Genomic DNA, 19,270 nt, shown 5'->3' on the forward strand with positions numbered 1-19,270 from the left:
AATAAGTGGGCTGTGAGGAAATAAATGTAGACCTTTAAGGAAAGATAAAGGCTAATTTGTCGCTCATACCATTTCTCTATGAAGTTGAGCTGAATTCGACCCCCCTATAGTCCCACGCCACTTGTCTCAAGGGGGGGTAATTATTAAGCGCATTGTTACAGAGAATTGATATCAGGATAAATACGTTTGAAATAATTAGAGAAAGAATGAGCAATGATTTCTTTGGCTTTCTTAGCCGAGAACTTGTGATACAACGCGTCTCTAACAGATTTTTGATAACGAAATACCTACCATAAAAGAAACTACTCATGACAAGCAAAGTATGGGTGTAGGAAGAAAGCGTAGAAAAAATGTATGGGTCAATGAGATTAATGACATTATTCGGGGTGTATGTGGAGGTTTTTTGTTTGGCATTCCTTTGCTCTACACAATGGAGGTTTGGTGGATAGGATCACTGGCAAAACCTTCAATGATGATGTTGGCGATCGCACTGACATTCATCGTGGTTTTCCTACTTAACCGGACAGAAGGTTTTCGTAGAAGCAAACGGAACTCACCACCCTACGGATCAGTCACAGATACTGTAGAAGCAATAGCGATTGGATTGACTTGCTCCGCCTTTGTGCTTTTGTTACTCCAAGAACTGACACCTGAAACTCCCCTTAAGGAAGCCTTGGGTAAAATTGTCTATGAAGGTGTACCATTTACCTTAGGCGTGGCATTAGCCAACCAGTTTTTAGGAGATACTCGTGATGCCAATGCTCAAGGGCGAACGGGAGCTCAAGCAAGTGATGACACCACAAAGAAACCAGACGAGTTATCTGCCACCTTTGCCGATATAGGTGCAACCTTGATTGGTGCAACTGTAATTGCATTTAACATCGCGCCAACAGATGAGATTCCTATGTTAGCAGCAGCAGTGACACCGCCGTGGTTGTTGGCAATTATTGCCACATCTATCCTCATTTCCTATGGTATTGTTTTTGAAGCAGGCTTTTCAGATCAGCAAAAGCGCAGGCAGCAACAAGGAATTTTCCAACGACCTACAAGCGAAACTGTGGTGGCATACTTGGTGTCACTGCTAGCAGCCGCTTTCATGTTGTGGTTCTTTCAAAAATTGACATTTGGGGACCCTTGGACCATTTGGCTTGAACACACTTTGCTGCTGGGATTACCTGCAACTATCGGCGGTGCAGCAGGAAGGTTAGCAGTATGAGTCAAACAAATGAATTAACGAATGGGAAAAAAGAACAACAGCAACCAAAGAGAACACCAGCTGAACGGGTAACTTTCGGTGCAGCTTCATTTCTCCTAGCAGTGGTTGTGAGTTTGGTAGGTTATACGTGGCTCAACGAAAAGCATCAACCCCCTGTCCTTTCTGTCAGCAACAAGACAATTCGTGAAGTGAATGGACAGTTTTATGTTCCTTTTGAGGTTGTGAATACTGGAGGAGAAACAGCTGAGTCTATTCAAATTATGGCTGAGTTGCAAATGAAGGGTGAAGTAGAAGAAACGGGGGATTTGCAGATTGACTTTTTATCTAGTGGTGAGAAGGAAGAAGGAGCGTTTATCTTCAGAAGTGACCCTCGACAGGGTCAGTTAACAATAAGAGTTGCTGGTTACAAATTGCCCTAATAGCCAAAAGAGTCAATAGTCAACAATTACTATAGGCTGTTGACTATTGACTGTTTTGACTATTACCAATTGACTAAACAGTCGCTTTCGCCTTAGACCAAACGCCATTCTCATCTTCATCATATTGCTGATGAACTGCCTCCCAGGCAGCTTGTTCAGCCTTTGTTTGGTCATTTGTCTCAGTTAATGCAGTGTTATAGCGCTCAATAAATGTGCGCTGAGCTTGCTCAGAAAGATGAGAGCGAACCTCAGGAGACAAATCCTCTGGGCTGTTGCAGCCACTGGTACAAGCACGAGCCAGAGTTGTCTCAATTGTGTGCACTTCTTCGCCACCAGCGCTCTCGATCAGCAATTGGAATTCTCCACCGCGATCGCCAGCAACTTCTGCCATCACCAAGAACTCGCCAGCTTGCAAGCGAGTTTGGTAAACTGCGGCTTTGTCTTCTGGCATTCCCAATGCGGTGAGAACAGAGACCAAACCTGCACCTGCGCTACCTGCGATCGCTCCACTTGCGGCTCCTAACAGCACTGCACCAATAGGACCTGCTGCTACAATCGGACCGACAAAAGGAATGAACAGTACGCCTACACCTGTGAGTAAGCTGAGGAAGGAACCGAACAAGGAACCAAAGATTGCCCCGGTTCTCAAACCTCCGAGAATCACATCCCTCTTACTAATAAAGCCAGCAATTCGAGTTTCTGACTGGAAGTTTCTGCCCAATACCGAGATATGATCCCTGGAAACACCCCGGTCTAGTAAACGCCGAATCACATCATCAACTTGCTTCTGCTCTTTAAAAACAGCTGAGATGGTACGTTCTGCTGTATATGTTTCAGGCACTTAAAGACTCCTTGAATTTTGCTTTTCCAGTCGGCAGACTGAGGGGGGTAGATGCGGTAGATGCAGGAAACCTCAGTCTGCCATTGTCAACAAGAGACGCTATGCTTTGGGTTAAATCTGCTGCTGGCTACACGCCTACAGGGGTTTTGGTTTCTGCTATCTGGTTAGAACCGTCTGCTTGCAGTGACTGCCCTTCAATAAATGAGCGCAGCATCCAAGCCATCTGCTCATGCCCTTCCATCAGTCCTGTCAGGAAGTCAGAGGTTCCCTGATCGTGGAACTGCTCAGCAGTCTGATCCACATGATCACGCAGGTTCCGAATAACTTGCTCGTGGTCATCTACCAGCCGAGCCACCATCCCAGTTGCTGTGGGAACGTTACCAGCTTCTTCCTTGAGAGTCGCAATCTTGAGAAATCCTTCCAATGTACCAACAGGGTACCCGCCCAAGGCACGAACCCGCTCAGCTACGGCATCGATAGTTTCAGTCAGTGCTTGGTAATGCTCTTCCCAAATTTGGTGCAGGCTGCGGAACTGAGGTCCGACAACATCCCAGTGGAACTTTTTCGTTTTCACCAACAGTACATAGGCGTCTGCCAAATCTTGATTCAACAGATTAATCACACCTTGACGTTGTTCTTCCGTCAAACCAATGTTTATCTTGCGCATTACTTTAAATCCCTCAGCGAGCTTCTTTACTAACCTTCACAAATTCCATCCCCTACAATCATCAACCAAAGGAAGGATTGTGTTTTTTTCATCAAGAGGAAAAATCAGACTTTTCTCATTAAATAGAAATAGACATCTTGACTAGGCAATCAAGATGTCTACTAAACGGTGATAACTATGCAAACTGCTCAAAACGCTAGAACATTGAGCAATAATTTATTTGTCACACCCACTTTCAAAACACACTCTCGATAAAAACCATGAAATGCAGGTTACTGGTTACCTGTGAGTTTACCCAACGCGTTCTTAACTTGATCTTCTACTGTCTTTGCTTGTTGAGAATTCTCAGGACGGTTCATCTTCTCAATATCAGCAGATCCCTGAATCTCGTTAAGTCCCTCGTTTGATCTCCGTTGTGTTTGTTCCAATCCTGGAGGTGCTTGTGTAGATAGTTTGTCTGTTTCTTTCTGAATTCCAGTTAGCTGTGTAACCTCATCTTCAGGATTGCTCGTTTGGCTACCGATCGTCGCAGCAGCGGGCAAAGCATAAGAGAAAATCAGTAAGGCACAAGTAAATGCCACTATGATAAAACGCACTGGACGCAACATAGATAAATCAAAACCAATATTCTTCATTTAAACTCCTCCAAAAATTAGGCTATCCAAAAATCACGCCTGGTTACACCCCAAGGCTTGACAAGCATCATAAATACTGTCTGTTGTGAATCTTGGATACACTCTAGCTTACCCAATTTGGTATCTCTCGAGAAAGTTTTGAGCAGTGGTTGCAAAACAATCTTAACTTTCAACACAGAAGCGTATGCTTTAATTTTGTCAATTTGAGTGTTAAAATATAGCTGCGCTTCTATTTTTACTTGCTTGATTGCTGCTGCCAATGAGATTTCGTTAAGGGTCAGGCTAATCTTCTTTCTACTTTGAATACACAGACATATGAATCGACCTGTAGACTGAAACTTTTTTTCTGTACTTATATACAGAATCAATCCACAGGTAGATAAATTTTGTGCAATTTTGGCAGGTTAAGCTCTAATTGCTAATTGCATTAACTATGTAATTCTTACTAATATGGTAAACAATCTTAACATATGAAATTCGTATGTAAATTTTTTATTTTTTAACAATAAACAGTAGATACAACCACTAACTACCTAATAGCTACGTCCGGCTATACCCAGCTATATAGTATTTTTATGTCCTTCCAGCCATAAGCTAATTCTTTTAGGGTGACTCCACCACGCTCAATGTGCTTTTTCTACACCTTCTGACCCCCAAGGGCTTCATAGAATCTACACGCAGGATTATCGGCTAAAACCCAGACCAACATCGAGTGCAACCCTATCTCAGACAGCCTTTCAACGACTAATTGGGTCAAGCGGCGTCCAAGTCCCTGTCGCTGGTAGTCAGCTTGAATATAGATAGCGTATAACTCACCCTTATATATTGGGTCACTAGTTCGTTCTGGACCACCATTGGCAAAAGCAATAATCTGCCCAGTTGCGTTCTCGGCAACATAAATAAAATGCTGGTTCTGTGTTGCTGTACTGAGCATTTGTCCCCAGCGACTCTCTCGCTTTTCATAGGACAAATTAGCGAGGTATTCATCTGGTATGATGCTAGAATATGTCGTTCGCCAAGTATCTACATGAACTTTGGCGATCGCGCTATGCATCGTCTAACCTTGCTTCTCGCACAATCATAAGAATCTGTGTTTATGGTAACGGGTGCAGGAGTTGCACCTGCTGATGTGAGGCTTATGAAATCTCCAATCGCTTTTAGCTTTCAGCAACTAGGCTGAAAGCTAAAAGCTGATCATTCGCTCATGACAGAGGCTTTGTGTTGAGCTTCTTGCCAAAGTTTGTAAACGAAGAACTCAGTGGCTTCACTGATCGCCGTGACAAACACACCCTCAGCATCCTGAGAACCATTTGATAGCCAACAACCCCGCAGAGTGACTTCCACATATTCGTGATCACAACCGCACAGAGCAATGATTTCACTGTCTTCTGTTTTAACAAGAGCCTTAAGCATTTCTACTCCTGGCAAATGAACAGGAAGCAAAAAGGAAGCAGTACTGGGTTCAACGCATAGACATTGACCGACTCGCACTGCCAAAATCACTCGCGCTTGCACCCATTCTTCCAGCGATTGAGCTAAACATTCTAAACAAAAGCTCGTTTCGGTGTATGTTAATTTCAGCATTCCTTATGCTCTCCTGTTATTCCAGGTTTGCTTGCACATTCTGCTTTGGATGTCCAAGTCTAGTGGCTCAGCCTTATTTGCCACTAACAGTACAATCGCCCGCTTAATATTAACCCGACATAGTGGCAAGTAATTTTGAGAAAACACCACCACAGATTGCTCTAAAACTTGCATCGCGCTTGTCACAGCTTGACTCCTTATAAACAAACCCCCGCTTCTTGTTTGCTGAAAGCGGGGGTTAGAATTTGACCTTTAAGTCTTCTGCTTCTATATCGGTACAGCATGCTGTTGCCTGTACCTCCCGCTTCGTTGTTCTAGTTTTGGTACTGCATTCAGTACACCAATGTTGTCATATCGAGAATCATGATTACCCTCTGTGAGTTGCCATTTATTCAGGCTTTCGTCTCCCATAAATAAATACTCCACTCCCACAGCGGCTGATTTCCAACTAAATCGGCAGTTGGCAACACGCAAGGAAGTAGAGATGGGGTAAACGGATTTCACAGAAAATTTCACCTATTGAACATTCCTTTAAACATACTACACTTGTATTACTATCCTGTCCATACTTTAAGGAGAAAAAGTGATGCATACAATAGCTCGCACACCAACCACCGACATGGAAGTCACCAGCATCCGCCTAGAGCGGGAGTTGAAAGATAAACTCAAAGAACTCGCTGGCAATCAGGGATATCAAGCTCTGATTCGAGACATCCTCTGGAATTACGTCCAGCAAAAATCAGGTGAATGGAAACCCCGATTTTCGCGAGCCGATATTCGCGCTAGCATAGCCGCAACAGCACAACAAGAAGAACGCTGTGTACTGACAGGTCAACTCATTGCGCCGAAACAACCGATGTTACTAGGACTTACAAGAAATGGCGATATGGTTCCTCTAAGTGTCGAGAGTTTAGCTCCTTAAACTTTTGTTCAAGTGAATGCAGCTTAGTTGCGCCATGTGATATTGCAACTAAGCTGCATTCATTTTTGGCTCTATTTTTGTAACAAGCAAATTTAATTAGATAAATAATTGGTTATATACTCATCAAATTGTTAAATGGTCAACCCTAACAGATTTGCACGCCTTCCAGACGACTGATGCTGTTTCACGAGCAGGATCTCGAACAACACTTCACACATAAAAACCTAAGCCTGAGAAAAAAGTAAAGTATTGTAAAGGATATAAGTCACAGAATAACGCTGAAGAAAATTTTTGGCTGTTTATGGGATCTGGTCATAAAGGATCTGTGAAGCTTTCCGCGCTACAGTATTTTCTTTTGGCTAGTTCAGTGAGTTCTCACCCATTCAATAGAAGGATAACGTGAAAGAAATATTACTTTTTTTTGGTTTTTTCTATCAGTGTTAACGCGGATAAAATTATGGCATTTTAGCTTAAATTCCAGAGAAATTACGGTTTATGTATAAAGCCAAACAGGATATTCTATCTCAAGGTGAGTAAGTGATTGAAGGCGAAGAACACTCAAGCATTCTTTGACTACAGCATCTTAGATAGATAGATTTTTAATATTTTTTTTCTAAAAATAAATAGGTCGTTTAAGATACGAGGCATTCCATCATCTCGATTGGTCATCTCAAATAGAAAGGGGCTATAACAGGTGAGAGATAGTTTTAAGAAAAGATTTGCGGTTCATCAGGGTGCAGTAGCACAAGCTTTGGGTGAGATATGCCGAGAGGTTGCTTACGAAGAAAATGAGGTCAATATTCAAGAGTGTGCCAAGAATGAACAAGCCTTTATTGCCGTCAAAGCGCCTAAGTGAACTAGATCGACAAAAACAATACCCGCATGGAGCGCTGATGCAGCATCAGGAAGAACCAGCCTACCACTTAGTACAAAAAATTAATAAAATCATCGCCAGTAGCTCAACTCCAAAAAGGATGCTGCAAGAAATTGCCAAAGTGCTAGGAGTTGCCTTTAAAGTAGATTGCTGTAGCTTAGTGACAGTATCACTTGAGGTGTCCAGCGAGCCAATAACGGCTAATTGGTCTATCCAAGACAATTTAGAGTTGTCTGAAAGAGATGAAATGTTCTCTAGTGCGCAGCAATTAGACTTACCAGTGATGGAATGCGCTTGTGAAACATTGACCATTGAGGATATTTCAACAATTCAAAAAAGTTTGGCAATTGGACGGCAATCTTTGCCACTGACTATAAAGGCTGTTTTGGCAATCCCCACTCGGTTTGGTGGTAAAAATAACGGCGTCATTAGTTTAATCAAATCGCAGCCATACAATTGGAGTGAATCCGAAAAAAAACTATTAAATGCAGTAGAACCGTGTTGCGCGATCGCATTTTCTCAAGTCGCACAAGCACAGCAGATTGCTGACCAAAATCAGTACGTGCAAACTTATGTCCAGCATCAAAGCTTGATCAAGCAACTCACTGTACTTAGTCGTAGCAACCTGGAATTAAATCAAATGCTTCAGTTAGCGCTTGCTTCGACAGCAGAAGCTCTGCAAGCGGATCGTGGTTTGCTCATACTACTAAAATATACTGATCCGTTGTTTAGAACTCGAGCAAAAAAACAAATTCCCAAAGCAAAAGCGACGGTTGTAGGAAAATGGCATAAAGAAACAGAAATTGCCCTAACTCATCAGTTAGACACTTCAGAGACTTCCTTTTTTCTTGCCGACTGCAGTTTATGCCAACGTGCCTTTTTAGACTCTGGAAAACCTTTAATCATCAATGACGATACAGATTTACAAGATACTTTAACAGTAGCCCCAGTATTTACACTAGAAGTGCTGCCTGCAGTGCTATTAATGCCCTTAGAGATTCAAGGCAAAGTATTAGGATTTCTGGTGTTACAGCAAGCAGTTGCTCGCAATTGGCAATCAACAGAACTTAATATAGTGCAAATGGTCTGTGCTCAACTTAGCAACGCCATAATTCAAACACAAACATTGCGGCAAGTACAAACGTTGGTAGATGAACGCACAGCACAACTGCAACGCAGTTTGGAAGTCCAAGCAAAACTTTACGAAGTTAAGCGCCAACAAACAGAACAGTTGCAAAAGCTTAACGATTTGAAGGATGAATTTTTAAGCAATATGAGCGATCGCTTGCGTCATCCACTCACAAGGATGCGTTTGGCTATCCGTAACTTACGTCAAATTGGGCAATTAAACGAGCGTCAAGTTAAATACGCCGACATGATAGAGCAAGATTGCACCGATGAAATTAATTTGATTAATGACTTACTAACCCTCCAGGAATTGGAAACTCGTCACGAACGCCCGCAGTTAGAAACGACGGATTTAAATGCGAAAATTCATGATTTAGCAGCCGCTTTTGACACCAAACTCGCAGACAAAGGCATAAGCCTTTCTCTAGATTTACCAGATTCGCGACTCACACTGGAAACCGAAGTAGAAAGTTTTGACCGTATTCTGCAAGAGTTATTAACAAATGCTAGCAAATACTCGCAACATGACACTGTTGTGCATTTGCAAGCGACTCACCAAGTCAATCAACAAGTTGATCAAGTTATTATTAAAATGATCAATATAGGGCATGGCATCTCAGAAGAAGAAGCCACTTACATATTTGATAGGTTCCGTCGGGGTAAAGGCAGATGGACTCCAGGAACTGGCTTGGGACTTGCGCTCGTCAAGTCTTTAGTGCAACATCTAAATGGGGCAATTGCAGTGGAGAGTACGCCCATTGAGGATTCCAGCTTAAGCAAAATCTGCTTTACTCTGACGCTGCCCCAATTTTCCACTGAAACTGACTCATATTCCCAAAGTGACTGAAGAACACAACATCCAACAGGAACTGGATTTATCAGCCATCGGCGACGACAGCGATCTCGATTTGAATTCGCCTGCTGATACAGATGATTTACAAGCTGTAGAAGTCCAAATCGAGAAAATAGCAGAACGACAGCGACAAATTACTGCTATGCTCCAAATTCCCCAACCAGTAGAACAAGTCTGGAAAGTACTCACAGATTATGAAGCTTTAGTTGACTTCGTGCCCAACTTAACGAAAAGCCGCCTCCTTGAGCATCCTCAAGGAGGTATTCGTTTAGAACAAGTGGGTTCTGGGCGCTTTGTTGGGTTTAACTTTTGTGCGCGTGTCGTTCTCGACTTAGAAGAATACTTCCCCAAGGAAATTAATTTCCGTATGGTAGAAGGAGATTTTAAAGACTTTTCTGGTAGCTGGCTACTACAGCCTGATTCCCTTGATCAGCAGAAAGCAACTCATCTGTGCTACACTGTCAAGGTTTGGCCGAAACGTACTATGCCAGTCGGAATCATTGAACGTCGTCTCAGTAACGATATGCGGTTGAACCTTCTTGCAATTCGCCAAAGGGCGTCACAATAATCAAGAAGGAAGAGACAATAATGAAGAAAGAAGAGAGAAAATTTATAGTGTCTATCTTCCCTCTTCTTTTTTCGTTTTTTAGTACCCCCAGGGGAATTCGAATCCCCGTTACCTCCGTGAAAGGGAGGTGTCCTAGGCCTCTAGACGATGGGGGCGCAAGGCTCAGACTTATATAAATCTATCGATTTTCGCTCTCTATGTCAACAGGTTAAAAAAAAAATTTCTGAGCTTGATCCAAAATTGGGACATTCCAACTGTCAATAAGCAAAAGTACCTAAAAATGAGGAAGCAAAACTCAGATTTGAGAGTTTAGAATGACTGCATACTCCAAAGTAGGGGTTTCTTTGCAAGGTAGGTTCTTCCTTTACACCAGAGGCGAGCGCCACTGCTGTTTCACAAAAAACAAAAAAATGCTGTAGTATATCAAACTAAGTATCAAACAAAGCTCGACTTAGTAAGGGACAGTGGGTGTCATGTTGCACCCAGTAGAGTTAATATTTACTATCCTTTACAAAAGATTTTGAAATATATCACTCAAAATCTATCGCATGGAAGCATCTTTTGAAATCACCCTGCAGATTGTGATTACTGTCTTTGCAGGCATTACCGCTCAAGTGCTGGCTGCATACCTTCGGGTACCCAGCATCGTGTTTTTGTTGATGTTTGGCATCCTGCTTGGCTCTGATGGCATTGGGGTCTTGCACCCCCATATGCTAGGCATTGGGCTGGAAGTTATCGTCGCTTTAGCCACAGCAATCATTTTGTTTGAAGGCGGGCTCAACCTGGATCTGCAAGAGTTAGGCAAAGTTTCGACGAGCCTGCAATTGCTCGTCACCCTGGGAACGATGATCACGCTGCTTGGGGGCAGTATGGCGGCTCACTGGCTAGGTGAATTCCCTTGGTCTATTGCTTTTCTTTTCGCTTCCCTCGTTGTGGTGACAGGACCAACCGTAGTTAGTCCTCTGCTCAAACAAATTAATGTGGATCGACAAGTCGCAACGCTTTTGGAAGGGGAAGGCGTTCTGATTGACCCAGTGGGAGCTATCCTCGCCGTGGTGGTGCTAAACACGATATTAAACAACCACACCGACTTCATCACGGCAATGAGCAGCCTCGTAATGCGCCTTGGCATTGGTGGCGTGATTGGTGCAGCAGGCGCGTGGCTGATGTCGTTAATTAGCAAACGTGCCAATTTTCTATCGTTTGAACTGAAAAACCTGGTCGTCTTAGCGGGGTTGTGGGGCTTATTTGCCCTATCACAAATGATTCGTAGCGAGTCGGGATTGATGGCAGTTGTCGTCGCAGGAGTCGTTTTTGGTGCTTCCTCAGTGCCAGAAGAACGATTGTTGCGGCGTTTCAAAGGTCAACTGACGATTCTCAGCATTTCGGTGCTATTCATTTTGCTAGCCGCTGACCTATCTATTGCCAGTGTATTTGCCTTAGGTTGGGGTGGTGTATTCACCGTCTTGGTTCTGATGTTTGTCGTTCGCCCGATTAACATCCTCTTTTGTACCTGGAACAGTGATCTTAATTGGCGACAGAAATTGTTTTTAAGCTGGGTTGCGCCAAGAGGAATCGTTTCTGCCTCCGTTGCGTCTTTATTTGCGATTTTACTAACGCAGCGTGGTGTCAATGGTGGAGAAGCCATCAAAGCCTTGGTGTTTCTCACAATTATTATGACCGTGGTTTGCCAAGGGCTAACGGCGGGCTGGATTGCCAAGTGGTTACAAATCACCTCAAAAGACGCCATTGGGGCGGTGATTGTCGGTTGTAATCCGTTGAGTTTATTGATTGCCCGCTTGTTTCAAGAACGGGAAGAACCAGTGGTGATGATTGATACTGACCCAAAACGTTGCGAACAAGCCGAAGCGCAAAATCTCAGGGTGATAGCCAGCAGCGCCTTGGATAGTGGTGTTTTGGAAGAGGCGGGACTTGCCTCAATGGGAACTTTTCTCGCAATGACGAGTAATGGTGAGGTCAATTTTGTCTTGGCACAACGTGCAAAAGAAGAGTTTAACCCGCCGCGTGTCCTAGCAGTTTTCCCCCGCGATCCACAAGCAACCACCTCTACCAATGAAAATAAGGTTAACCAGGCTTTGATTCCAGACTTACCAATAAAGACTTGGAATGAGTACATCAACGACGGACGGGTGAAGTTAGGGACAACTACGCTCAATGAATCTGATTTTGACCTTCAACAGGCGCATATGCAGGCATTGATTCAAGCTGGCGAGTTGATACCGTTGTTGGTAGAACGAGACGAACATCTTCAAGTTATGCCCGCAGCCGAAGAGTGGGAAGTAGGCGATCGCATTATCTACCTATTACACGATCCCAGACCACACCTTTTAAAACGCTTGTCGGGTGCAAGAGCATCAATTCCCCTGTCTGTAGAAAAATTACCAGAGGTCGAAGAAATACCGTTGGCAATATCTCAACTTTCCACCAGCGATGCTCCCGCACCTTAAATTCGTTATCCTTCATTCAATTGTTGCTGTAGCTTACCAGTTTCCGGTATCGCTCCTTCTGCATACATTTTTTTGATTTGCTTTTCTTGCCACAGCACACTCAATAAATGCACCACAGCTAGAACTAACGCAGCAACCGAGACGATATAACTGTGTATTGTGTAAAGGTGCTGGAGAGTTACGGTGCTAATCGCTCCACCGCCAGTCAAAATGTCTCGCAACACAGAACCGATAAAAGGAATAGCTTCTATGGTTCCCAGTTCGATGCTAAAACGCCAAAACCCTTCTTGATCCCAGGAGAGGATCATAGCAGTCCAACCCAAGCCAATGGCACTTAAGGTAAATAAAATTCCACTTATCCAAGCAGTCAGCCAACTCTTGCGAAATTGTCTGCTGACAAACATGACTACAATTTGGATCAGGGCAATGACAACAACTCCGTTACCAGCAATCTGGTGTGCTTTATGGAACAACCAGCCGTATGGCACTTCCGTATCAATAATTTTCAATGACTGGTAAGCTCTCCCTGCTGCTGGTTCGTAGTAAAAGGACAACAAAATTCCAGTAGTCGCACCAATTAACGTCAGGGTGATAATAACTACCGATAATATCGTCGTTATTCGTCGCAGAATCACATCTGACCGAGTGTTGTGCATAACTGAGCGCTCCTATTCTTAACTCATTATTTACTTTTATTACAAGTTTAACTAAGAATTATTAAGAATAGTTATTTTTTGAGGAGAACTTAAAATTCAGTAAATTGCAATATTTTATACGAGATACCGCACCCAAGCTTGTAATGGTTCTGGTGAACCGTACCAGATTGGAGAACTTCTAGGGGAATGCTTGACTCCTTCAATGACAATATTTTGCGCCCCCTCAAGATGAGCAGCTTCAATGGGTGTAATTCCATCACCCCAAGTATTACCGTTTCCGCAGGTTAACTGATAGCTACTGTAAGCGAGCCAACTCCCCCTGAGCCTTTGCCCAAAGATAGTTTTTCCGGCAACACAAACGTAGCGAACATTTGTGTAAAATGCTCCAGGATAGTTTTGATTCACAAAATCCAAATTCCAGCGCGTCCAGCGTTCTTGGCTGATATGAGGTGTACCCAAAGTGATCAGAGTCGCAACCAAAGGGTGAGCTTGCCATACAGATGATGTGACTTCACCGCGTCCTGAATAAGGCTTTTCTCCCAGGTAGATGCGAGAAAGCCAACCTCCTGCTGAGTGACCAATCAAGTTAATTTGAGACGCATTGCATTGTAGCAATATCTGCTTAACTGTATGATCAACTTGCCGCAAAATAGGCGTCACAGATCTTCCACCAAGCGTGGGTATCCAGTCACGCCGTCGTAGTGGTACCGTGACCGTAGGAAAACCCAACTGTTGCAAGGATTTTTGTAGTGAAAGGTAGGCGATCGCGCTTTCTAGATATCCAGGCAAAATAACTGTTGGTAATGGCATTTTTGATTTTGGATAAGGGTATTGTGAAATTTGTCATGATCCGCCCGATATGCCAGTATTGAGACAAAGCTTGCAACAAGCTGCACAGCTTTGGCAATGTTGACTGATCACCAGACATGACAACACTTCCATTTAAATAGAAGTCAAAGTGCAATTTATACCGAGAGATTCGTCGCTGCGCACGGCGGCATCGGTTTTGGGATAACCTTTGACAATCAGACAGTAACTGCCAATATGACCTGCAATTTATATAATCACAGAAGTAGAAACAGTGTTAGACTGGGCTGATGAGTGCGAAGTATGAAAGTCAGTTTAGAATATGAGTAAGTTTGGCAATTGTTTCAGCGCGCGGAATGCCAGAAAAGAATTAGATCGTGGAAGTAACCCTACCACAGATGCTTGTCTAGTCAGACTTAAACCATTGGCAGAACTTGAAATTATCTTTCGTTTCACTTTTGATTTTTGAAAGTTATCACAAGCTAAATAATAAAAAATGATGATTTTGGAAGCGTAGCGATACTCAAGTGCAACTGTTTAGTAGAATACCCGTCATTGGTGAAAAATATAACAAGTCTAAAAATTGGTATTCTTCCTGTTTCCAATTGCTAAGAGGAAGCTATTATTTGTAGAGGGGCGCTTCCGTTCTACTATTTATTTCAAAGATAAAATGACTAGATAACTGCAACCGAGCCGAGTGAACGATAAACAGCTATGTCCTACGTCTCCCTTCTAAAAAATATACCAGAATTCTTAAGCCAGCCTACTGGAATAGCAGCCATAGCATCTCTTGGGATTCACAGTGCGATCGCGTTCGTCCTGCCAATGGTGCCAATGGATTCCAAACCCAAACAAGAACCATCATCAAAAAGCAGCGTTGGACTTGTTGAATTAAGTCAGGCTGAAAAAAGCCGTCTGCCACAACCTGGCGCACCACAACTATCTTTACAACCCTTACAACCCCCAACACCCGTATTACCACAAGTTCCGCCGATGAACTTGGCTAATCAATCAATTCCACCATTACCGCCTATACCAGCATCACCGTCTTCTACCGATCTCATATTACCCCCGCTTCCGAAAACAAATAACGTAGCCATTGCTTCCTTGCCTAAAAGTCAGTCTTTGCCAATTCTTTCTAAGAGAGATTTGCAACCTGCTCCACCCTTAATAAGTACGAAAGTCAAACCGTTTACGCCTTATGTAGAAAAGGTAAAATTAGGGGAACCCAAGCCCTTGGAGTCTTCCAGAATTCCTTACAATGTGCCTCCGATACAAGCAGCTAACATACCTCAGGAACAGGAACTGGTTAACAACTATGCTCCTGTTTCTCCTGAACAGATGCCTGTTGCATCTTCGGCTGAAGGTGTCGCTCAACAAACCACTGAGCCTGCGGGTGTTGCTCAGAATCAGCAGCTCGTAACGCCTGTTGTCCAACCTCCACAAGTTGGCGATAATAGCATAGCTTTAAGAGGGCAGAACTTACCCCAATTGCCGCAAGGTTCCAATTTCCAAGCACCTAAGTTGCCATCACTCGTGCCTCAGTCACCTTCAGTTACAACTGAGCAGTTGGCGTCGAAACCTAAAACTTTTGTGGAGCGTTTCACTGAAGCTAAAAACCAATATCCTAACCTAGAATCAAAACAACCCGTAGCTGCGATAGTCAATCCTAAAACGGGGCAAGAAGGCAACGTTCAAGGTGATTTAGTTGTCAATGGTGAAGGTAAAGTTGAATCTATAAACTTTGAGAATAACTCCGTTCCATCTGAGCTTAAAACAGAAGTTAGGGAATATTTCAGGGAATATTTCCAAAACAATCCTGCTCAGGCAAATGGCAAGCACAAGTTTTACCCATTTAACATTTCGTTCAAGCCTAATAGCAGCAATATTTCTAAAACTCCTGCACCAGAATCAACCTTATCTCGAGTCAATCAAACACAATCAATAACTAAACCACAACAAAGCCTGATTCTACGTTTACGCTCAGGTCAGGGCAATTCTCAAGCATCCAAAGAACCACAAAAAGTCAACCTGACTCAAGGTTTGCGTCCAGTTGAGGTCAATTCTCAAGCATCCAAAGAACCACAAAAAGTCAACCTGAGTCAAGGTTCGCGTCCAGTTGAGGTCAATTCTCAAGCATCCAAAGAACCACAAAAAGTCAACCTAACTCGGGGTTTACGTCCAGTGGAGGTCAATTCATTACCATCTGCACAAAAAGTCAACCTAACTCAGCCTTCTGCTTCATCGTCAGTCAATCAACGACTATCCCAAAGCAATCAGACTGCGTCTGCGCCGCAACCTGATCGAGAACAACAAACATCACGCCAACAGGTGGTTATTAGACAGACGACGTCTTCTTCACAAAGCGATAAAGAACAACAAACATCACGCCAACAGGTGGTTGTCAGACAAAGTACGTCGCAATCGCCAACTAAAGAAGAACAAACTTCAAAAGCAGAAGTCAGTAGCAATCAGCCTTCTGCTTCTATTGAAACAAGTAAAAAATTACTACAACAGTTACGTCAAATCAGAGACAAAAGACAGGGCAGCAATCAAGAAAAATAAAACAGAATACAGAAGTCAGAAGACAGAAGTCAGAATACATTTCCCGTAGAGGCTGCGCCAACACTACTTACCTGCGGGAGGGTAACCCTCCCGCAGTACTGGTTCACCAGTCGTACAAAATCGCCAAGCTGGATTCTGACTTTTCACTCCTGAATTCTTTGTTTATAAAATAATACGGTTCAGTTAAAAATTGTTGGTAACAATTCAACATGTGTAAAGACGTTGCATGCAACGTCTCTACATTGCCATCTGATAACGGTTTTGGTCTTATCACCAACTGCATTGGTTTATAAAACAGTTGCATGAGCAATTGAGAATGTTTTTGTAGTAAGTGTTTACTACAAAGGAATAGCTGAATATAAAATTCTTTGACTTGCTTGCCAAGAAAAAAAACCCTCTGGGGTTCCAGAGGGTTTTCTTTTTCTCTTGGCAAATTTTTTAGCTATCTTGCCAGCCTTGTTCCGCTTTTTGGAAAACGTAAGCAGCGACTTCTAGAATCTCCTGTTCGTTTAACTTACTCTTGTATGAGGGCATAGCATTTTTACCATTTTGCACCTGGTAGATAATCGCTTGAATCGAGTCTGCATCATAATCTTCCAGGTACTTTGATAAAGCTTCCTTTTTCAAAGTTTTTTCAGCAATGAGGATGTTACCACCACCTATGTGACAAGAAGCGCAGTTAGCGTTAAAGATTTTGGCACCATTAGATACTTCGGCTGCAAATGCTAAATCAAGAAATGTAAATTGGAACAGGGCGATCGCCAAGAAAACGACAGATAAAACTATTCTCAAGGGGTTCTCCTTACAACTAGCCTGCAGCCACTTAAAACACTGTCTTCAGTAACTATTGTAAGGCTGCCAGAAGCCCTAAAAGAACTACTCTTTTATACAGTTGCCATCCCAAATGCTATTACCTTATGATGCTTCAAACGAACTGTAGCTAACGCGACAATTTCTTTATTGAGATCCATATTTTCTCAAAATTAGCGGTGACGAGTTTATCCTCCTGCGTTGGGACTAACATCTACAGAAGAGGATACAACTTGTCACCACCGATCACTCCTTGTATTCACTATCCTCAGATTCGGGGATGTGACATTGGAGCATATTTCGCGTGCTTAGCTGAGAAAATTCAGCTGGTGTGAACCGAAATCTCTAGCTTTCAGTAGACTCAACAACGACTTTACCAATCATGCCAGCACCACGATGAGGTTCGCAGTAGAAGCTGTACTCACCTGGGGCTGCGTCTGCTGGGAAAGTGGTTGTCGTTTTTTGACCAGGACTCATCAGCAACTGCTTATGAGACAGAGATTTAGCAAAATCGGCGCTCTTTGTGGGGTTTTTAGCGCCATCAAATACAACGTTGTGGGGAGGAACTTTGTTGTTCACCCATTCAATTGTGTCGCCTGGATGAATTGTCAACTTATTTGGTTGAAACGCCAGCGCTCCTTTATCACTACCCATTTTTACAGTATATGTCTCAGCCGCTGCACTGGGGCTGAAAACTGCAAAGCTGCTAACAACTAAAAACATTGTTAACAATCCTAAACCCAAGCGCCGTAAACTTGACCCAACTAATTTCATAGCGTTCTCCTAACAGCAGGTTTTCTTTCCCTTATTCATTTTAAATAAAATTTAGCCTAAATATGACAATATGTCGTAGATGCAATTTTTTTTTTAACAATGGCGAGCCATAGATAATTAAATTGAGTGTAATCAGCAATCACTACTTGACTCGGATACAGAAAAATGTATATTGCTGAATAGACAAAAAGATAACCAGTAAGAAAATAGATTTCTCTTCTTACTTAAGCGGTACTTAATGACTTTTCAAAAATCTTGAGTTGTGCAACCAGGAGGCTTTGGCGCTGCTGTCAGAACAAAAGCAGCTAAGCTTTCCACATCCTGTTCGGGGTAACAAACAAACGAGTTACCTGACGACAAATAAAAATTTCTTCACTTCTATCATACGTCATGGGTTGCGGCATAAAAGCAACCAATGGATGAAAATTATCTTCCGGATTAACACTTTAGGGTGTTGTCAAAGATAGCCAAGAACGCGCCAAGGAATGGATACGTAATCTTGTACCAGGAAGTGAGTAGTCACTAGTCTCTAGCTACTAGTCTTTAGTGGCTATTTAAAAGCTCTAATGACTAGTGACTAATGACTAGTGACTAATGACTAGTGACCAATGACTAAACCATCAAATCGACTTTAGTAGTAAATTTTACCGCCACCCCATTTTTGACCGATAATCTTCGGTTGCAGGAGAATATGACCGGCGATCGCCTCCAAGTCATCATCGGTGAGATTTCTCATTTCTGTGAAAATATCTGCACTCTTGGTGCTGGGATGTAATTCGGCAATCTCCTCTACCCCGTCGTATGTAGTGGGGTTTTTGAGGTAGTCCACTAATCCTTCAATGTTGTTACGGTTTGGTGTCGCCCCGGCGAGTGCTTCTGGCTCGAGTCCTACGTTTTGGTTTGTCTTGGTGACACCCCCAGCATGACACTGGGCGCAAGCGTAGTTAAATAAGCGTTTGCCTTCCTTAACTTGTTTGAGGCTAAGGACAACGGTTTCACCATTTTCATCTAATGGTACCGTGCGGGTAGCTTCATCCAGTTCCACTGCAGTTGCGCTACCGACTATAAATTGAAACGTCAGCAAAACAGTAACCGCAAAAATGCCAAACAATCTTCTAAACATTTTTCCCCTTAACAATTTTGACGCTCAACACAGCTAAGATAACGATGCTCAATCTCATTCGTACTCATAGCTAATGGCTAATTATTCTTTGTCATTATCCATTAACTAGAGTGTTAGACACCTCTTAGGTAACTTCGGTTTCTCCAACTGAGTTACTAGTATCTTCTGGGTGTGTTTCAGACACAATTTGGGAAATAATTGCCTTTGCATCCTCCAAAGCCAAACGGGTCTGAGGATTTTTATAGGCAATTAAGAGTTTGTCACATATAGACAGCACCTTTTCCACAGAAACACTGTAGTCAGCCGCTATCTCAGCAATTGACAGATCCGCAAAACCCATAACGCTTCAGGTAGAGATTG

At 43.0% G+C, this 19,270-nt stretch carries 21 protein-coding genes, 1 tRNA gene and 1 pseudogene; 8 read left to right on the top strand and 15 right to left on the bottom strand.

Translation table 11 applies throughout. The features are described from left to right. Positions 1 to 322 precede the first annotated feature (322 nt). Together AACT52_RS19075 and AACT52_RS19080 are read left to right on the top strand one after the other, a co-directional pair. The gene (locus AACT52_RS19075) at positions 323 to 1,216 is read left to right on the top strand and encodes a TIGR02587 family membrane protein (RefSeq protein WP_073632875.1); all 894 of its coding nucleotides are present in this window, start codon (positions 323 to 325) and stop codon (positions 1,214 to 1,216) included. Then, on the top strand, positions 1,213 to 1,635 hold the full coding sequence (locus AACT52_RS19080; protein WP_073632876.1) for a TIGR02588 family protein: 423 nt from the start codon (positions 1,213 to 1,215) through the stop codon (positions 1,633 to 1,635). The genes AACT52_RS19075 and AACT52_RS19080 overlap by 4 nt, the downstream gene beginning before the upstream one ends. A gap of 73 nt (positions 1,636 to 1,708) precedes the next feature. On the opposite strand, the gene AACT52_RS19085 is transcribed toward AACT52_RS19080, so the two are convergent. The 8 genes and pseudogenes from AACT52_RS19085 to AACT52_RS19120 form a co-directional block, all read right to left on the bottom strand. Beyond that, on the bottom strand, positions 1,709 to 2,476 hold the full coding sequence (locus AACT52_RS19085; RefSeq protein ID WP_073632877.1) for a ChaB family protein: 768 nt from the start codon (positions 2,474 to 2,476) through the stop codon (positions 1,709 to 1,711). Positions 2,477 to 2,603: 127 nt separating this feature from the next. Continuing rightward, on the bottom strand, positions 2,604 to 3,143 hold the full coding sequence (locus AACT52_RS19090; RefSeq protein WP_073632878.1) for a Dps family protein: 540 nt from the start codon (positions 3,141 to 3,143) through the stop codon (positions 2,604 to 2,606). A gap of 272 nt (positions 3,144 to 3,415) precedes the next feature. Then, positions 3,416 to 3,778 (bottom strand): hypothetical protein, encoded by a 363-nt coding sequence (locus AACT52_RS19095; protein WP_073632879.1) that lies wholly within the window; start codon positions 3,776 to 3,778, stop codon positions 3,416 to 3,418. Between the two features lie 17 nt (positions 3,779 to 3,795). Next, complete coding sequence (locus AACT52_RS19100) at positions 3,796 to 4,038, bottom strand: hypothetical protein (RefSeq protein WP_073632880.1); 243 nt, start codon at positions 4,036 to 4,038, stop codon at positions 3,796 to 3,798. A 377-nt stretch (positions 4,039 to 4,415) separates the two neighbouring features. Continuing rightward, positions 4,416 to 4,832 (bottom strand): GNAT family N-acetyltransferase, encoded by a 417-nt coding sequence (locus tag AACT52_RS19105; protein ID WP_233153993.1) that lies wholly within the window; start codon positions 4,830 to 4,832, stop codon positions 4,416 to 4,418. 140 nt (positions 4,833 to 4,972) lie between these two features. Then, complete coding sequence (locus AACT52_RS19110; RefSeq protein WP_073632881.1) at positions 4,973 to 5,362, bottom strand: alr0857 family protein; 390 nt, start codon at positions 5,360 to 5,362, stop codon at positions 4,973 to 4,975. Positions 5,363 to 5,404: 42 nt separating this feature from the next. Further along, a pseudogene (locus tag AACT52_RS19115) lies at positions 5,405 to 5,548 on the bottom strand (HNH endonuclease); the annotation flags it as partial. Between the two features lie 81 nt (positions 5,549 to 5,629). Next, positions 5,630 to 5,866 carry a hypothetical protein gene (locus AACT52_RS19120; protein WP_337251617.1) on the bottom strand — a complete coding sequence of 79 codons (237 nt, stop codon included), beginning with the start codon at positions 5,864 to 5,866 and terminating at the stop codon, positions 5,630 to 5,632. An 82-nt stretch (positions 5,867 to 5,948) separates the two neighbouring features. Here AACT52_RS19120 and AACT52_RS19125 point away from each other — a divergent pair, with 82 nt between their 5' ends. From AACT52_RS19125 to AACT52_RS19140, 4 genes are all read left to right on the top strand, one after another. Continuing rightward, entirely contained in the window at positions 5,949 to 6,284 is a 336-nt protein-coding gene (locus AACT52_RS19125) for a ribbon-helix-helix domain-containing protein (protein ID WP_073632883.1), read from the top strand. Between the two features lie 694 nt (positions 6,285 to 6,978). Beyond that, the gene (locus AACT52_RS19130; RefSeq protein ID WP_198940956.1) at positions 6,979 to 7,140 is read left to right on the top strand and encodes a hypothetical protein; all 162 of its coding nucleotides are present in this window, start codon (positions 6,979 to 6,981) and stop codon (positions 7,138 to 7,140) included. Next, positions 7,103 to 9,133 carry a sensor histidine kinase gene (locus tag AACT52_RS19135; protein ID WP_233153994.1) on the top strand — a complete coding sequence of 677 codons (2,031 nt, stop codon included), beginning with the start codon at positions 7,103 to 7,105 and terminating at the stop codon, positions 9,131 to 9,133. The genes AACT52_RS19130 and AACT52_RS19135 overlap by 38 nt, the downstream gene beginning before the upstream one ends. After that, the gene (locus tag AACT52_RS19140) at positions 9,126 to 9,707 is read left to right on the top strand and encodes an SRPBCC family protein (protein WP_233153995.1); all 582 of its coding nucleotides are present in this window, start codon (positions 9,126 to 9,128) and stop codon (positions 9,705 to 9,707) included. Before AACT52_RS19135 ends, AACT52_RS19140 begins: the two co-directional genes overlap by 8 nt. A gap of 82 nt (positions 9,708 to 9,789) precedes the next feature. Here AACT52_RS19140 and AACT52_RS19145 read toward each other — a convergent pair. Further along, positions 9,790 to 9,862: transfer RNA gene (locus tag AACT52_RS19145), tRNA-Glu, on the bottom strand. Positions 9,863 to 10,255: 393 nt separating this feature from the next. On the opposite strand from AACT52_RS19145, the gene AACT52_RS19150 reads away from it, so the two are divergent. Continuing rightward, positions 10,256 to 12,175: a cation:proton antiporter gene (locus tag AACT52_RS19150; RefSeq protein ID WP_073632886.1), complete on the top strand. Its 1,920-nt coding sequence runs from the start codon at positions 10,256 to 10,258 to the stop codon at positions 12,173 to 12,175. Between the two features lie 5 nt (positions 12,176 to 12,180). Here the strand turns inward: AACT52_RS19150 and AACT52_RS19155 are convergent, their stop codons facing one another. Next, on the bottom strand, positions 12,181 to 12,831 hold the full coding sequence (locus AACT52_RS19155; RefSeq protein ID WP_073632887.1) for a cytochrome b N-terminal domain-containing protein: 651 nt from the start codon (positions 12,829 to 12,831) through the stop codon (positions 12,181 to 12,183). Positions 12,832 to 12,945: 114 nt separating this feature from the next. Beyond that, positions 12,946 to 13,641, bottom strand: coding sequence for an esterase/lipase family protein (locus tag AACT52_RS19160; protein WP_073632888.1), 696 nt, complete (start codon positions 13,639 to 13,641; stop codon positions 12,946 to 12,948). A 711-nt stretch (positions 13,642 to 14,352) separates the two neighbouring features. Between AACT52_RS19160 and AACT52_RS19165 the strand changes: the two genes are divergently transcribed. Then, complete coding sequence (locus AACT52_RS19165; RefSeq protein ID WP_073632889.1) at positions 14,353 to 16,203, top strand: hypothetical protein; 1,851 nt, start codon at positions 14,353 to 14,355, stop codon at positions 16,201 to 16,203. A 438-nt stretch (positions 16,204 to 16,641) separates the two neighbouring features. Here the strand turns inward: AACT52_RS19165 and petJ are convergent, their stop codons facing one another. The 4 genes from petJ to AACT52_RS19185 form a co-directional block, all read right to left on the bottom strand. Continuing rightward, positions 16,642 to 16,995, bottom strand: coding sequence for a cytochrome c6 PetJ (gene petJ / locus AACT52_RS19170; RefSeq protein WP_073632891.1), 354 nt, complete (start codon positions 16,993 to 16,995; stop codon positions 16,642 to 16,644). 363 nt (positions 16,996 to 17,358) lie between these two features. Then, on the bottom strand, positions 17,359 to 17,787 hold the full coding sequence (gene petE / locus AACT52_RS19175; protein WP_073632892.1) for a plastocyanin: 429 nt from the start codon (positions 17,785 to 17,787) through the stop codon (positions 17,359 to 17,361). 631 nt (positions 17,788 to 18,418) lie between these two features. Next, positions 18,419 to 18,910 (bottom strand): photosystem II cytochrome c-550, encoded by a 492-nt coding sequence (psbV, locus tag AACT52_RS19180; protein ID WP_073632893.1) that lies wholly within the window; start codon positions 18,908 to 18,910, stop codon positions 18,419 to 18,421. A 124-nt stretch (positions 18,911 to 19,034) separates the two neighbouring features. Beyond that, positions 19,035 to 19,250, bottom strand: a complete 216-nt coding sequence (locus AACT52_RS19185; RefSeq protein WP_069351288.1) for a hypothetical protein — start codon at positions 19,248 to 19,250, stop codon at positions 19,035 to 19,037. Positions 19,251 to 19,270: the final 20 nt, after the last annotated feature.

This window comes from Scytonema sp. HK-05, from assembly GCF_963872035.1.
Lineage (GTDB): Bacteria > Cyanobacteriota > Cyanobacteriia > Cyanobacteriales > Nostocaceae > Kalymmatonema.